At 54.7% G+C, this 15,168-nt stretch carries 16 protein-coding genes and 1 other RNA gene; 14 read left to right on the top strand and 3 right to left on the bottom strand.

What is annotated here, in order from left to right:
* Positions 1 to 170 precede the first annotated feature (170 nt).
* The 7 genes from rplM to LG323_RS05675 all read left to right on the top strand — a co-directional run bounded on the left by rplM (position 171) and on the right by LG323_RS05675 (position 5,060).
* Positions 171 to 599 carry a 50S ribosomal protein L13 gene (rplM, locus tag LG323_RS05705; RefSeq protein WP_310695764.1) on the top strand — a complete coding sequence of 143 codons (429 nt, stop codon included), beginning with the start codon at positions 171 to 173 and terminating at the stop codon, positions 597 to 599.
* 13 nt (positions 600 to 612) lie between these two features.
* Positions 613 to 1,005, top strand: a complete 393-nt coding sequence (gene rpsI, locus LG323_RS05700) for a 30S ribosomal protein S9 (protein ID WP_310695765.1) — start codon at positions 613 to 615, stop codon at positions 1,003 to 1,005.
* Positions 1,006 to 1,225: 220 nt separating this feature from the next.
* The gene (petA, locus tag LG323_RS05695) at positions 1,226 to 1,828 is read left to right on the top strand and encodes a ubiquinol-cytochrome c reductase iron-sulfur subunit (protein ID WP_404419796.1); all 603 of its coding nucleotides are present in this window, start codon (positions 1,226 to 1,228) and stop codon (positions 1,826 to 1,828) included.
* Complete coding sequence (locus LG323_RS05690) at positions 1,828 to 3,087, top strand: cytochrome bc complex cytochrome b subunit (RefSeq protein WP_404419795.1); 1,260 nt, start codon at positions 1,828 to 1,830, stop codon at positions 3,085 to 3,087. Before petA ends, LG323_RS05690 begins: the two co-directional genes overlap by 1 nt.
* Positions 3,087 to 3,854: a cytochrome c1 gene (locus tag LG323_RS05685; protein ID WP_404419794.1), complete on the top strand. Its 768-nt coding sequence runs from the start codon at positions 3,087 to 3,089 to the stop codon at positions 3,852 to 3,854. The genes LG323_RS05690 and LG323_RS05685 overlap by 1 nt, the downstream gene beginning before the upstream one ends.
* Before the next feature lie 135 nt (positions 3,855 to 3,989).
* A complete protein-coding gene (locus tag LG323_RS05680) occupies positions 3,990 to 4,613 on the top strand; it encodes a glutathione S-transferase N-terminal domain-containing protein (protein ID WP_310695769.1) in 624 nt (207 codons plus the stop codon).
* A 15-nt stretch (positions 4,614 to 4,628) separates the two neighbouring features.
* Positions 4,629 to 5,060, top strand: a complete 432-nt coding sequence (locus LG323_RS05675) for a ClpXP protease specificity-enhancing factor (protein ID WP_404419793.1) — start codon at positions 4,629 to 4,631, stop codon at positions 5,058 to 5,060.
* Positions 5,061 to 5,064: 4 nt separating this feature from the next.
* Here LG323_RS05675 and LG323_RS05670 read toward each other — a convergent pair whose 3' ends face one another.
* Genes LG323_RS05670 through LG323_RS05660 form a run of 3 tightly spaced genes read right to left on the bottom strand, consistent with a single transcriptional unit; the run spans position 5,065 to position 7,885 of the window.
* A complete protein-coding gene (locus LG323_RS05670) occupies positions 5,065 to 5,655 on the bottom strand; it encodes a phosphoheptose isomerase (protein WP_310695771.1) in 591 nt (196 codons plus the stop codon).
* A gap of 13 nt (positions 5,656 to 5,668) precedes the next feature.
* Positions 5,669 to 6,040, bottom strand: a complete 372-nt coding sequence (locus LG323_RS05665) for a YraN family protein (RefSeq protein WP_404419791.1) — start codon at positions 6,038 to 6,040, stop codon at positions 5,669 to 5,671.
* Positions 6,041 to 6,046: 6 nt separating this feature from the next.
* Positions 6,047 to 7,885 (bottom strand): penicillin-binding protein activator, encoded by a 1,839-nt coding sequence (locus LG323_RS05660; RefSeq protein ID WP_404419789.1) that lies wholly within the window; start codon positions 7,883 to 7,885, stop codon positions 6,047 to 6,049.
* A 52-nt stretch (positions 7,886 to 7,937) separates the two neighbouring features.
* On the opposite strand from LG323_RS05660, the gene rsmI reads away from it, so the two are divergent.
* The 7 genes from rsmI to murF all read left to right on the top strand — a co-directional run bounded on the left by rsmI (position 7,938) and on the right by murF (position 15,144).
* Complete coding sequence (rsmI, locus tag LG323_RS05655; RefSeq protein ID WP_404419788.1) at positions 7,938 to 8,855, top strand: 16S rRNA (cytidine(1402)-2'-O)-methyltransferase; 918 nt, start codon at positions 7,938 to 7,940, stop codon at positions 8,853 to 8,855.
* Positions 8,856 to 8,889: 34 nt separating this feature from the next.
* Positions 8,890 to 9,255, top strand: an RNA gene (gene rnpB / locus LG323_RS05650) — RNase P RNA component class A.
* Positions 9,256 to 9,278: 23 nt separating this feature from the next.
* Positions 9,279 to 10,259, top strand: a complete 981-nt coding sequence (rsmH, locus tag LG323_RS05645; RefSeq protein WP_404419787.1) for a 16S rRNA (cytosine(1402)-N(4))-methyltransferase RsmH — start codon at positions 9,279 to 9,281, stop codon at positions 10,257 to 10,259.
* Position 10,260: 1 nt separating this feature from the next.
* Positions 10,261 to 10,563, top strand: a complete 303-nt coding sequence (gene ftsL, locus LG323_RS05640) for a cell division protein FtsL (RefSeq protein WP_404419785.1) — start codon at positions 10,261 to 10,263, stop codon at positions 10,561 to 10,563.
* Positions 10,560 to 12,254 (top strand): peptidoglycan D,D-transpeptidase FtsI family protein, encoded by a 1,695-nt coding sequence (locus tag LG323_RS05635; protein WP_404419784.1) that lies wholly within the window; start codon positions 10,560 to 10,562, stop codon positions 12,252 to 12,254. Before ftsL ends, LG323_RS05635 begins: the two co-directional genes overlap by 4 nt.
* 20 nt (positions 12,255 to 12,274) lie before the next feature.
* Positions 12,275 to 13,786 carry a UDP-N-acetylmuramoyl-L-alanyl-D-glutamate--2,6-diaminopimelate ligase gene (locus LG323_RS05630; RefSeq protein ID WP_404419783.1) on the top strand — a complete coding sequence of 504 codons (1,512 nt, stop codon included), beginning with the start codon at positions 12,275 to 12,277 and terminating at the stop codon, positions 13,784 to 13,786.
* Entirely contained in the window at positions 13,783 to 15,144 is a 1,362-nt protein-coding gene (murF, locus tag LG323_RS05625; protein ID WP_404419782.1) for a UDP-N-acetylmuramoyl-tripeptide--D-alanyl-D-alanine ligase, read from the top strand. Before LG323_RS05630 ends, murF begins: the two co-directional genes overlap by 4 nt.
* Positions 15,145 to 15,168: the final 24 nt, after the last annotated feature.

Below are 15,168 nucleotides of genomic sequence, written 5' to 3'. Positions count from 1 at the left end.
GGATGGGTTAGAATTCGCGCTCCTGAAATCCAGTAAGTTTTCAGGGTTAAGTCGTTGCACGGACTCACGGAAGTGCAACCCAATAAAAATAGGTAATGATCAGAGCGATCTGGTGTCGGCTGCAAAGCCCGGACATCAAGTCGAGAAGATCCTACTGAGGCAGTAGTTCAATGAAAACATTTTCAGCGAAACCGGAAAGCGTAAAGCGCGACTGGTATGTGGTTGATGCCACAGATAAAACCCTCGGTCGACTGGCTACCGAGTTGGCTCGTCGTCTGCGCGGCAAGCACAAGCCAGAATACACTCCGCATGTTGATACCGGTGACTATCTGGTCATCATCAATGCCGAGAAAGTGAAAGTGACTGGCAAAAAAGCCAAAGACAAACTTTACTATCGCCATTCGGGCTTCCCCGGTGGTATCAAGCAAATGTCTTTTGAGAAGCTGATTGACCATGCGCCTGAGCGAGTGATTCAGGGTGCGGTCAAGGGCATGTTGCCCAAGGGTCCTTTGGGTCGTGCCATGCTGGCAAAACTCAAGGTCTATGCTGGTGCGGAACATCCTCATGCCGCCCAGCAGCCGCAATCTCTGAACATCTAACGGAAGGGTCGTCATGTCTGCTACTCAAAACTACGGCACCGGCCGTCGTAAAACCTCAACTGCCCGTGTTTTCATGAAACCCGGCAGCGGTAATATTTCAATCAATGGTTCCAGTCTGCAGGACTACTTTGGTCGTGAAACCTCTCGCATGGTGGTTATGCAGCCTCTTGAGCTGACCAACAATGTCGAGAAGTTTGACCTTTTCATCACCGTCGCCGGTGGTGGAGCCAGTGGTCAGGCTGGGGCAATTCGTCACGGCATTACCCGTGCACTTATGGATTACGATGAAAGCCTGCGCGCTGAATTGCGTACTGCTGGTTATGTAACCCGTGATGCACGTATGGTTGAGCGCAAGAAAGTGGGTCTGCGTAAAGCACGTAAGCGTCCACAGTACTCCAAGCGTTAATTTTCGGGCTGGCTTATGCCTCCCAAAAAGCGCCTGGCCACTGTTGGTTAGGCGTTTTTTTTTGCTGCGACATTAAGTCCTACCACTAATTCACTAGGGTGGATAAGGCGGGCTTTCTTGTTTTGAGCAGCTTATTTTTTTAATATTAGATCTATTTAGAAATGGTTCAGGCTGTATTTTGCGGCCTGGATAGACTGTTTGTAGATGGGGAGAACCTTCAATGAGTAATGATGGCGTGAACAAGGGGCGGCGACGCTTCCTCGTGGGTGCGACCTCCGTCGTAGGGGCGGTGGGCGCAGTCGGGGTAGCAACACCTTTTGTTGCCTCCTGGAACCCCAGTGCCAAGGCACTGGCAGCGGGCGCACCAGCAATCGCTGATGTGTCCAAGCTGGAACCAGGTCAACAGATGACCGTCGAATGGCGCGGCAAGCCGGTCTGGATTATCAACCGCACACAAGACATGCTGGATAAGCTGCCACAGGTTGAGGAGCGTCTCAACGACCCTTCTTCCACTGGCCGCAGTGCCCTCCAGCAGCCGGAGTATGCACAAAATGCGCATCGCTCCAGGAATCCCCAGTATCTGGTGGTCATCGGAATCTGTACCCACCTGGGCTGTTCTCCTACCTACCGTCCTGAAGTGGCGCCCAGTGATTTGGGTGAAGACTGGATGGGTGGCTTTTTCTGCCCTTGCCACGGCTCCCGTTTTGATCTCGCCGGGCGTGTTTACAGCAGTATGCCGGCACCAACCAATCTGGAAGTGCCGCCCTACAGCTTTGAAAATGAAACTACAATAATTGTTGGTGTCGATGAGGAGAACGCCTAATGGGTAACCCGAATCGCGCAAAGGCTGAAAAAGGTTTAATGCGGTGGATTGATGACCGGTTTCCCGCAACCCAGATGTGGGAAGACCACCTCAGCAAGTACTATGCGCCAAAAAACTTTAATTTCTGGTATTTCTTTGGCTCTCTGGCCCTGTTGGTTCTCGTCAACCAGATCCTGACCGGTATCTGGCTGACCATGAGTTACAACCCTTCTGCTGAAGGCGCTTTCCGTTCCATGGAATACATCATGCGTGATGTGGAGTACGGTTGGCTGATCCGCTATATGCACACCACCGGGGCTTCGGCTTTCTTTGTGGTGGTTTATCTGCATATGTTGCGTGGCATGATGTATGGCTCCTACCAGAAGCCGCGTGAGCTGATCTGGATTTTCGGCATGACCATCTATCTGGCCCTGATGGCTGAAGCCTTCATGGGTTACCTGCTGCCCTGGGGTCAAATGTCCTACTGGGGTGCCCAGGTTATCATCTCCCTGTTTGGCGCTATTCCCTTGATCGGCCCCGATCTGGCGCAGTGGGTGCGTGGTGACTTCCTGATTTCCGGGATCACTCTGAATCGCTTCTTTGCCCTGCACGTTGTGGCTCTGCCCATTGTTATTCTGGGTCTGGTTGTATTGCATATTATTGCTTTGCACGAAGTGGGTTCCAACAACCCTGACGGTGTGGAAATCAAGAAAAACCTGGATGAAAACGGCGTTCCCAAAGACGGCATTCCTTTTCATCCCTATTACACAGTCAAGGATATTGCCGGTGTGGCCGTCTTCCTGTTTGTGTTCTGTATTATTCTTTTCTACTTCCCGGAAATGGGTGGTTACTTTATTGAGGCGCCCAACTTTGAGCCTGCGAATCCGCTGAAAACACCGGATCACATAGCTCCTGTCTGGTACTTCACACCCTTCTACGCCATTCTGCGTGCGATTAACTTCTCGCTCTTTGGTCTGGATGCCAAGTTTCTGGGTGTTGTCGCCATGGGTGCGGCCATTGCCATCCTTTTTGTGCTGCCCTGGCTGGATCGCAGCCCTGTGAAATCGATTCGCTACAAAGGCTGGATGAGTAAGCTGGCGTTGGTGCTTTTCTGCATCAGCTTTGTGGTTCTGGGTGTTCTGGGTGTATTGCCCTCCACGGATGGCCGTACTCTGGTTGCCCAGCTGGCCACAGCAATTTACTTCCTCTACTTCATTCTGATGCCTTTCTACACCAGAATCGAAAAATGCAAAACTCCACCAGAAAGGGTGACCGGCTAATGAAAAAGCAACTATTGGCATTATTGATAGCGCTGGTGCCTGCTCTGACCATGGCGGCGGGCCCAGCAGCAAAACTGGATTCCATGGAACCGGATCTCTACGATTATGAATCCCTGCACAAGGGTGCACGCCTGTTCGTCAACTACTGCATGGGTTGTCATACAGCCGAGCACCAGCGTTTTGCCCGTACAGCTGAAGATCTGGGCATTCCCCAGGAGGTCATTGAGGAGAACCTGATTCTCAGTCCTCAACTGGCCTACAATGATCTGATGTTGAACGGCATGACCGCAGAAGATGGTGAGGCCTGGTTTGGCACACCTCCACCGGATTTGAGCCTGATGAGCCGCCTGAAGAGCCCGGAGTATATTTATACTTTCCTGCGCGGCTTCTATCTGGATGAATCCAAGCCCTGGGGTGTGAACAACACTGCCTTCCCGGATGTGGGTATGCCGCATGTTCTTGCTGACCTTCAGGGTGAGTACGAGCTGGTGTGTGATCCCGCCAAGGTTGGGAAGAATCTTGAAGATCCTCTCAAGGGCACTGTGACCGATCCGCGTGACTGCTTCAGTGAAGTCAGTTCAGGCAGCCTGTCACCCGCTGAATACGATCAGGCCATTTATGACCTGACCAACTTCATGGTGTATGTGGGTGAGCCCAGCAAATATCAAAGCAACAGCCTGGCCCCCAAGGTTCTGCTGTTCATTTTTGTGTTCTTTATCTTTGCTTATCTGCTCAAGAAAGAATACTGGCGTGATATCAAGCACTAAAGCGAGTCTTTACCGACTCATGCTGTATACTGAGTAAAACCAAGCCAAAAAGCGCGCGGGGAACCGTGCGCTTTTTGCTATTTCAAGCCCTAAAGCGTTATAGTAATGGGCTACTTGTAGAGTGAGGAATTATCAATGGGCGTTGTTACCAAGCGTTCTTCCATGACTTACTTCTCGGATGGAGCTGATCATTACAGCCACCGTGTGCGTATTGTTCTGGCCGAGAAGGGGGTAACTGTTGATTTGCTGGACATCAACCCCAACAACAAGCCGGAAGAACTGGCTGACCTGAACCCTTATAACAGCCTTCCGACCTTGCTGGATCGGGATCTGGTGTTGTATGAGTCCAAGGTGATGATGGAATATCTGGATGAGCGTTTCCCACACCCGCCCCTGTTGCCTGTATATCCGGTTGCCAGAGCGCTAAGCCGTTTGTGGGTTCACCGCATTGAGCGCGAGTGGAGTCCTCTGGTGGATACCCTGGTTGCTGAGGAAGGCAAGAAAGCGGACAAGGCGCGCAAGGAATTGCGTGAAAGTATTATTGGCGTTTCTCCGATCTTCACGGACCGTCCATTTTTCATGAGCGATGAGTTCAGCCTGGTGGACTGTTGTGTTCTGCCCATACTCTGGCGTTTGCCCCACTTTGGTATCGAGTTGCCGGAGAAGCAGGTTAAACCTCTTTTGGATTATATGGACAGATCCTTTCACCGTGATGGTTTTATTGCCAGTCTTTCCGAAGCAGAACGAGAAATGCGTTAATTAAAAGGTAAGTCTATGACTACTTCCAGTCGGCCTTATTTATTTCGGGGTCTCTATGAATGGTTGTTGGATAATCAATTGACGCCCCACGTCATCATTGCTGCTGACCTGCCCGGTGTCGAAGTTCCCAGAGAACAGGTGCAGGACGGCCAGCTGGTTCTTAATATTTCCGATACTGCAACCCGTGGTTTGCAGATCAGCAATGATGCGCTGAGCTTCAGTGCTCGCTTTGGCGGCGTACCCCGGCAGATCTTTGTACCCATGGACGCTGTTGTTGCCATTTATGCGCGCGAAAATGGCGCAGGCATGGTCTTTGGGCAGGAGCCGGGTGTGAATACCGAAGACGGTGATGGAGCAGCAGACTCCAGTGAGGGGGTTCAGGATACTTCACTGCAGGAGCCTGAGCGTCCAGCACGTCAGGCTTCACACCTCAAGGTGGTCAAGTAAAGCTTCAAACACCCCCAAACAGCTGTTCATCAATCAGGTCACAGAGGCAGTGAATCACCAGCAGGTGGACTTCCTGGATTCTGGCTGTGACCTGGCTGGGCACCCTGATTTCACAGTCGTCCGGTGTCAAAAGCGCCGCCATGTTGCCTCCTTCCTTGCCCGTCAGGGCAACGACCCGCATTTCCCTTTCGTGGGCTGCCTGTATGGCCTGGATGACATTGCCTGAATTGCCGCTGGTGGAAATGGCCAACAGGATGTCGCCGGGCTGGCCCAGAGCCCTGATCTGCTTGGAAAAAACCTCATTGTAGCTGTAATCATTGGCAATGGATGTCAGGGTCGAGGTATCGGTGGTCAGAGCCAGGGCGGGCAGGCTGGGTCTTTCTCTTTCAAAGCGGTTCAGCAGTTCGGATGAAAAGTGCTGGGAATCCCCGGCTGAGCCACCATTGCCACAGGCCAGAATTTTGCCTTCATTAAGCAGGGTTTCCACCATCATCTGGCTGGCAAAAGCAATTTGCGGGGGCAGCAACTGACTGGCTTCTGCCTTGGTATCAATGCTGGCATGAAAGTGCTGGGTGATTCTTGCATTCAAATCCATAAATAAACCTTAGTTAAAAAGCATTCTTGATCCAGTTTTCACAGATGAGCTGTGAATTCCGATCCAGGGTCATGGCCAGAACATCAAATCTGCAGGCTGGGGTTTGGCCGCAGCGCTGAAGGTAGACCTGGGCTGCTCTTTGCAGCTTGCGTTGTTTGCTGGGGGTCACGCTGGCCGCTGCACCACCAAAATTGGGGTTTTTGCGAAAGCGCACTTCGGCAAAAACCAAAGTTTGCCCATCCATCAGAATCAAGTCAATTTCTCCCAGCTTGCAGAGGAAGTTCTGTTCCAGCAACTGCAGGCCTTGGGCCGTCAGAAACTGGCAGGCTGCGTTTTCCGCAGCTCTGCCCTGAAGCTGGCGTTGGGTGGGTGGCTTGGCTGGCATGGAGAGCTAGTCCAGAATAATTTGATCGATGAGTTGCTGCTGTTCAAATGCCTGCTCAGGTAGGGGTTGTGGAAGGCCGCCAATGAACTGGGCCCATTGCAGTTCGCGGTGAACACGTCGGTTCTCATGGCTGAGTCGTCCTGTGGCGCCATCCAGCCGGATTTCCGGCAGAGTTTCCATCAGTTCCAGGCGCTGCGCCAGGAGGTAGGCATCAACCCCCATTGCATAGAGGCGCCCATAACGATCCATGCTGGCAGGCCAGGCAGCGCGCACCTGCTCCTGGAGGCGGCCTTCCGGGCTCAGGTACCAGGTGATGTCGGCAAAGGCAATGCCATTCATGTCTCTGTCCCGGGTGGGGTTGGGGGAGCCCGAGTAGATTGAAGAGGTGGCCAGAACCGGCAGCTTGGAGGCCAGAAGAAAACTCAGGGCGGGTTTGACCTGGCGTGCCGCTGCAGTATTGGCATGCAGGAACAGAAAATCACTGTCTTCACGTGGTCTGGCGACAAAATGCGGTTGTTGGCCGAGAAGGCGGGTCAAACGCTGATGGCGCTGCTGACTGAGCTGAACTTCCATGAGTTGGCGTAAGGCAGCATCCAGGCTGCGAGATTCACCAAACTGGCGGCTGTGGGTGATTTCGCCACCCAGCTCTTTCCAGGCCGCAATGAAGCTGGCTTCGACACGGGTACCCCAACTACCTTCAGGAGTCAGACTAAGGGCACGTCGGAAGCCTTTTTGCCAGGCTTTCTGGGCGACCTGTTCGGCTTCATTTTCAGCGGAAAGACCGAACTGAAAGAGGTCTCTGTTGGGGAAGTCTTCATCATTCCCGTAGTTCAGGGCCAGGGTGGGCAGGGGCAGTTTTTTGCGCCTCTCCAGCAGATCAACCCGTGATTTGGCCAGAGGCCCGATGACCACTTCGACCTGGTCCTCCCGGGCCTGCTGGTAAAGCTCATCAAGGCTGGCGGACTGGGTGTCATAGAAGCTGATTTTGGGTTGATGCTGTTCTTGTTGCCCGGCATACAGGTGGCGGGCAATCAGGGCATTCTTGATGGCCTGGGCGGCTTCAGACAGAGCTCCACTGGCGGGTAGGAAAACCCCCAGGTGAAGTATCTGGGTGCGGCTCAATTCGGCCAGTTTTTGCAGATCTTCCGGCAGGTTTTCTGCAGCAGGATGTCGCGACCATTTTTTCTGCCATTGATCCATCAGCTGTTGGAAGGATTCAAAGTTTTCAACGGCCTGCTGACGTACCAAAGCCAGTTCAATCCAGCCTTCCAGCACCGCCTGACGTTCGCGATCCCGCAAATCCTGCAGCTGTTCGCCACTGAGCTGGCTCAGGTGCTGCCAGAGTTTCTCCCGGGCCGCTTCCTGTCGCTCAATATCAGGGGCAATCAGGGTCTGGCTGTAACTTTGCTGAATGGCTGCTGCATAATGACCGGTCAACGCAAAGCCATCGGCACGATAGCCCGCGATCCGGTACTGCTGTTCAAGTGTCACCTGGGAAAGGAGCTGGCTGATGCGGCTGATCTGCTGCAAGGCCAGATGCCCCTCTTCCAGGGTCAGGGCGGTTTCAGCAGCCAACACCAACAGGCGCCAGAGATCTTTCTCGGGCAGCAAAAGCGGGTTGATGCCTGTAACCAGATCCAGACTCTGCTGGTAGCTGCCTTCCTGTGCTAGAATTTGTGCAGCTTCCAGCCTGAGGAGCTGGGTTTCAGTAGCCGGATCCTGATGAGCTGTTCTGGAATCGGTGTCTGGATCGGCATCAGGCTGAGGAGTGCTTGCGCAGCCTGTAACCAGCGCCAGTATCAGTAGCAATAGCACCAGACGATGAGCTGATAGTTTGTTTAACACCCTGGATGATCCTTCGTTGAGTGATAGGGTCATTGTTTTGGAAAAGGCTAAAATGACCCAGAATACTTATTTGCCTGACCAGGCTGCCCCACTGGACATCACTTCTGGTGAGCATACCAAAAAACTGGCCTGCTTGTATGTTGTTGCCACCCCCATCGGCAATCTTGAGGATATTACGCCCAGGGCGCAGCGTATTTTACAGCAAGCGGACTGGATTGCTGCAGAAGATACCCGTCACACGCAAAAATTATTGCAAAGTCTGGGCATAAAAAATCAGTTGATCTCCCTGCATGATCATAATGAACGGGCCCGAAGTCAGCAACTGGTCGAGCTTCTGCAAAAGGGGCAAAGCGTTGCCCTGGTCTCGGATGCCGGTACGCCACTGATTTCTGATCCCGGTTACAGCCTGGTGTGTGAGGTCAGAAAGGCGGGCTTTCCGGTTGTACCTATTCCGGGTGTCAGTGCAGTGATTGCGGCTTTGAGTGTTGCGGGGTTACCTACGGATCGTTTTTATTTTGCCGGTTTTTTACCGGCCAAAGCTCAGGCCCGGATTGAGCAGCTGGAAAAACTGCGCCATCAGTTGGGCAGTCTGGTTTTCTACGAATCACCGCACCGGATTCTGGCCTCTTTGCAGGCACTGAATGCTGTCCTGGGCAGTGAGCGTCAGGCCTGTCTGGGCCGGGAAATCACCAAGCGCTTTGAAACCTTTATTCAGGCCTCGCTGGGAGAGATTCTTGCGGCAGTGGAACAGGATGCAAACCAACAAAAAGGTGAGTTTGTGATCATGGTGGCGGGTTATCAGGGTGAAGAGGAAACGGCTGCCTGGGCTGAAGCCTGTCGCTGGTTGACTGAGCTGCAGGAGCATTTGCCACCTTCTCAGGCCTGTGCGCTGGTGGCTAAAATGACCGGCATCAAGAAAAAGCCTCTGTATAACTGGATGCTGGAATCCGGCCCGACAAGCAAAGCTTGAGCCGGATCAGGTTTGTCTATATCCTTTCGCAGCGGAAGTCGGCCGGACAGTCGCTGCCACTGCTTTGCAGTGGGGGAGGAAAGTCCGGGCTCCACAGGGCAGGGTGCCAGGTAACGCCTGGGAGGCGCAAGCCTACGGAAAGTGCCGCAGAAAACTACCGCCGATGGCCTTTTTCTTCGGAAAAAGTGCACAGGTAAGGGTGAAAAGGTGCGGTAAGAGCGCACCGCACGGGTGGTAACACGCCGTGGCAAGGTAAACCCCACCCGGAGCAAGACCAAATAGGAACCCTAAAGGCGTGGCCCGCGCTGGGTTCGGGTAGGTTGCTTGAGCACTGGAGCGATCCAGTGCCTAGAGGAATGGCTGTCCTCGACAGAACCCGGCTTACAGGCCGGCTTCCGCACCCATTTTTATTCTGAGTTGACTATGTCCACAGAACCCGCTCCAAGACTAGAAGCCTCTGCTGTTGCCGATCAGCATCTTACCGTTTTACTCAAGGAGGCGGTTGCAGCCTGGTGTCCATCCGCTGAGGGAACTTATGTCGATGGTACCTTCGGGCGCGGTGGTCACAGTCGCTTGCTCCTGAGCCAACTCAGTAATGCCGGGCGCTTGCTGGGCATTGACAAAGACCCTCGTGCCCTTGCTGCCGGTGAGAAATTGGCCGCTGAAGATGCGCGTTTTTCCATTCATCATGCCTCCTTTGCCGATCTGCCTAGCTGCTTGCAGGAAGCTGGAATCACTACCGGTGTTCAGGGCATTTTGCTGGATCTTGGCGTCTCCTCACCGCAGTTGGATGACCCGGAACGCGGGTTCAGCTTTATGCAGGATGGCCCGCTGGATATGCGCATGAACACTTTGAGCGGCCCCAGTGCAGCGGATTGGCTGGCGACAGCCAGCGAAGCCGAAATCAGTGATGTGCTTTTTCATTATGGGGAAGAACGCCATGCCCGGCGAATGGCCCGAGCACTGGTTAAGGCACGCCAAGAAGAGCCTATCACCCGCACTCACCAGTTGGCCGAAATTGTCAAAGCGGCCAATCCCAGTTGGGAAAAACACAAGCACCCGGCCACTCGCGCCTTTCAGGGGATTCGCATTCATATCAATCAGGAATTGGAGGATTTGCGCCGACTCCTGGATCAGGCACTGGATTTGCTGGCCCCAGGTGGGCGTCTGGTGGTGATCAGTTTTCACTCCCTGGAAGATCGCATGGTCAAGCGTTTTATGCGTGACGCCGCCAAGGGGGATTCCCACCTGCCTCCCGGTGTGCCTTTTCGTGATGATGAATTGAAGCGGCGTTTGAAACTGCTTGGCAAAGCGGTGAAAGCCAGCCGTGAAGAAGTGTCGCTGAACCCGCGTTCACGCAGTGCGGTCATGCGGGTTGCCGAGAAGTTGCCGGAGGCAGGTTGAAATGTTCAGGCTGAAGTTGAGTCTGCCGCGTTGGAACTGGTCTGTCTGGATGTTGATTCTGGCGGCATTTTTACTTCTGCTGAGTGCCCACCTATTGGTTCAGGTGACCCATCAGGCCCGCTCCCATCAGGTCAGGCTGCAGACACTCGAAGGTGAGCGGGATGCCCTGCAGGTTGAATGGGGACGTCTGCTGCTGGAGGAAAGCGTACTGGTTACCCCGGTACGGCTTGAGCAGTTGGCTGCAGAGCGTTTTGACCTGCACCTTCCTGAAGCTCCCGACCTGAAGATTAAGGTTATCCAGTGAACAAGGCGGCCCGTTCTTCTCCCCGTGTCGCCTCCATCTGGCGAATCAGGTTTGTCTGGTTGGTTCTGGTGATCCTGTTGCTGGTGGTGACCGGACGCCTGATACAGCTGCACCTGTTTGAAAGTGAGTTTCTCAAGCATCAGGGTGATGCCCGCACTTTGCGTGTTGAGCCCATTCCGGCCTACCGGGGCATGATCACGGATCGCCACGGCGAGCCCCTGGCCGTTAGCTCACCAGTTGCCACCCTGTGGATTAACCCCCAGCAGTTTCCGGATAATGCCGAGGCCGTGCGCCGTCTCGCCGAGCAGGTTGGTGAAACCCCGCAATGGCTGGCTCGTCGTCTGCAGCGTTTCTCTGAACATGAATTCATGTATCTGCGCCGTCAGGTCACACCGGATCTGGCGGAAGAAGTATTGGCCCTGCAGTTGCCGGGTGTCTATGCCCGGGATGAATACAAACGTTACTACCCCAGCGGGGAGATAGCTGCGCACCTGGTGGGCTTTACCAATATTGATGAGCAGGGGCAGGAAGGGCTGGAGCTGGCCTGGAATCACTGGCTGGAAGCAGAGCCCGGGCGCAAGCGGGTGCTTAAAGACTTACGGGGTCGCACGGTGCGTAACCTGGCCACCTTGCAACAACCCCGGCCAGGGCAGGATTTGACCCTGAGTCTGGATTTGCGTTTGCAGTATCTGGCTTATCGTGAACTTAAAGCGGCCGTTGAACAGCATAATGCAGTTTCCGGCAGCCTGATATTGCTTGATGCCCGTAGTGGTGAGGTTTTGGCCCTGGTCAACCAACCTTCCTATAACCCCAATAACCGGGTCAAGATGAATGCATCCGGGATGCGCAACCGGGCCCTGGTGGACTTGATGGAACCCGGCTCGGTGATCAAACCCTTCAGTATTGCGGTTGCTTTGCAGTCGGGTGTTTTTACCGCAGACGACACCATCAATACCTCACCAGGTGTTATACGCCTGGCCGGTCAGACCATTCGCGACTTTCGGGATTATGGTGAATTGACACTGGCCGGTATCCTCACGCATTCCAGTAATATTGGTGTCTCCAGGATGATTCTGGAACTCCCTGATGACCTGCTGGTGAACTATTATAATGAGCTGGGCTTTGGACGCGCCACGGGAACCGGGTTTCCTGGAGAAGCCTCCGGTGTTTTGCCGGGAGATTCTGATATCAGCCGTATCAAGCGTGCCACCCTCTCTTATGGTTATGGGCTGTCAGTGACTCTGGGGCAGTTGGCGCAGGCGTATATGGCACTGGCTGACCAGGGACGCCTGCACCCCCTGTCTCTTCTGAAGGTGAAGGAAACCAGTTCAACCCCGGTGTTTGATGCAGAGGTCACCAGTCAGGTACTGAAAATGATGGAGCGGGCAACCCAGCCCGGTGGTACCGGAACCCGAGCCGCCATACCCGGATATCGTATTGCGGGTAAAACCGGTACGGTACACAAACTGGGTACCGAAGGTTATCGTTCCGGTAATTATCTGGCGACTTTTGCCGGGATTGCCCCGGCCAGCGATCCCCGTCTGGTTGCCGTGGTGATGCTGGACAGCCCCAAGGGCCAGGAGTATTTCGGGGGAGAAGTGGCCGCGCCAGTCTTCAGTCGCGTGGTTGGACATGCCCTGCGAATTCTGGATATTCCACCCGATGATCCTGAGCAGATACCCCGTCAGTAATCAAGTTATGGAATGCTAAGATGAGCCACTTGCAGTTACCCAAGGCAATCAACCCCCTGAGCTGCTGGTCAAACCTCTGGCCGGGCCTGGCTGAGTTGCAGGTGCCTCTGACAAAAATTCAGCGCCTGGTGAACGACAGCCGCCAGGTGATGCCAGGGGATGTGTTTTTTGCCCTTCAGGGGGTGAGCCAATCCGGCCAACTTTATCAGGATCAGGCTCTGGAACGGGGGGCCTGCCTGGTGGTTCATGAAGGTGAACTGAACCTGAAGCCTCTGGGTGCCCAGGCCTGGCAATTATCACTTCCTGACCTCAAGGCCCACCTGGGAAAGCTGCTAGCCCTGTCCTCGGCGGCAGACTTCTCCAGCCTGCGAACTACCGCTATTACCGGCACCAACGGCAAATCGTCGGTTGCACACTTTCTCTGCCAACTGCGTCAGCAGCTGGGGCAGAAATCGGCTCTGGTCGGCACTCTGGGTTATGGTGAGCTGGACAAGCTGCAACCTGCCAGTCACACCACCCCAGACCTGTTCCGGTTGCATCAGTTTTATCTGGATTGGATGGCTTGCGGTGTTCAGGAGGTCTGCCTGGAAGCTTCATCCCATGCTCTGGATCAGGGGCGTCTGGATGGACTTCCGGTGACCACAGCTGTTTTCACCAACCTGACGCGTGATCATCTTGATTATCATCGCACACTGGAAGCCTATGCCGAGGCCAAGTCCCAGTTGTTTCTACGCCCAGAACTTCAGGTTCGGGTGGTGAATCTGGACGACCCTCTGGGGCGCAAGCTGGCAGAGCCGAATTCAACGCCTCTGACTCTGGGTTACAGCCTGCAGCAACCTGAGGCCGATTTAAGCCTGACCCACTCTGTTTTTTCCGAGCAGGGGGTCACTGCTGAAATCACCTGGCAAGGGCAGAGCCACTCTTTTACCTTGCCTTTACTGGGGCTTTTTAATCTTGCCAACCTGCTGGCTGCCCTGGGAGTTTTACTGGCAGAAGGGCACAGCTTACCCCAATTGCTGCCCCTGATTTCCCGCTTGCAGCCGGTCAAGGGTCGGATGCAGCGGGTTACAACCGGCAGCAGTGAAGCTTTCCAGGAACTTCCTTCCGTGGTGGTTGATTATGCGCACACTCCTGATGCTCTGCAGCAGGCCTTGCAAGCTTTGCGTCCGCATGTTCAGGGTCGGATTTATTGTGTGCTGGGTTGTGGCGGTGACCGGGATCAAGGCAAAAGAGCTCTGATGGCCCAGGTCGCATCACAAGAAGCTGATTGCCTGGTTGTGACCGATGACAACCCCCGCAATGAGTACCCTGCCCGGATACGCCAGCAATTATTGCAGGCTGCTCCCCAGGCTACAGAAATCGCTGACCGCGCCCAGGCTATTCACTGGGCCATCCAACAGGCACAGCCAGGTGACTGGGTGCTGGTGGCTGGCAAAGGGCATGAAGACTATCAGGAGGTGGCCGGTCAGCGACTGCCCTTTGCCGATCAGGAAGTGGCTGAAGAGGCTCTGCAGGCAAGGAGGCGGGCATGATTCGACCTTTGACTCTGGAGCAATTGGCCGAATTGCTGAAGGGTGAATTTCGTGGCCCGCCAGCAGCGACGTTTGCGCAGGTCATTACCGATACCCGTCAGTTGCAATCCGGTTGCTTGTTCGTGGCTTTGCAAGGCCCACGATTTGATGGCCATGCCTTTGTCCCGGATGCCCGAAGTCAGGGAGCTGCCATGGCTTTGGTTGAACACTGGGTGGATGACCCGCTTCCCCAGGTGCGTGTGACCTGTACCCGCAAGGCTCTGGGTGCCTTGGCAGCCTGGAACCGCCAGCAATTCAAGGGTCCGGTAATTGCCGTTACTGGCAATAGTGGTAAAACCACAGTCAAGGAGATGCTGGCTGCTATTCTTAAACTGGCCCGGGGTTCGGTTCTCTCGACCCGGGGTAATCTGAATAATGAGATCGGTGTGCCCCTGACCCTGTTGGAATTGCAGCCACAACACCAGGCTGCGGTTGTGGAACTGGGTGCCAATCACCTGGGAGAAATTGACTACCTGGCTGGGCTGACCCAACCGGATGCGGGGGTGCTGACCAATGTGACTGGAGCCCACCTGGGTGAATTTGGCAGTATGCAGGCTATTGCTCAGGCCAAGGGGGAATTGATTCCCTGGCTGCATGCTGGCCAGTGTCTGGTTCTTAACAGGGAAGATCGTTTTTTTGATTTCTGGGAAAAGCAGGCCGGGTGCAGTATTCTGAGTTTTGGTCTTGCTCAGGGTGATCTGCGGGCCGAGCAGGTCGCCACCGATGCGGCTGGCAATACCCGCTTTCTGGCGGTAACCCCCTGGGGGCAGCAAAGGGTCGAGTTACAATTGCCCGGCCAGCATAATATTGCCAATGCTCTGGCGAGTATGGCGGTGGCTGGGCACCTGGGTGTCGATCTGAATCTTCAGGCCCAGGCTCTGGCGGCCTTGCAACCTGTTAAAGGGCGGTTACAGAGAGTCAACGCTTATGGGGATGCCCTGTTACTGGATGACAGTTACAATGCCAGCCCAGGTGCGGTCAAATCAGCGATTGATTTGCTGGCGAGTCTGCCGGGCCAGCGTATTCTGGCGCTGGGAGCACTGGCTGAGCTGGGTGACGCCAGTGCGCAGATACATCGTGACCTGGGGCTTTATGCGCGCCACCGGGGACTCGATGATCTTGTGGTTCTCGCCGGACCTGCCGAGGCGACTGCCGAGGCTTTTGGTGCTTCCGCCCGGGTTTTCCCGAACCATGAAAGCCTGGCTGATTTCTTGCGGCCACGGCTGACAGCCGATACCTGCCTTCTGGTCAAGGGGTCGCGCAGCGCCGGAATGGATCGGCTGGTTGAGTTGTTGCGTCATGATAAAACCCAGGAGTAAAGCTCCTCTGCAGGTTTTATCTCA

The organism is Marinospirillum sp. (genome assembly GCF_044810985.1).
Taxonomy (GTDB): domain Bacteria; phylum Pseudomonadota; class Gammaproteobacteria; order Pseudomonadales; family Halomonadaceae; genus Marinospirillum.
This window is presented reverse-complemented; position numbering and strand designations above follow the sequence as displayed.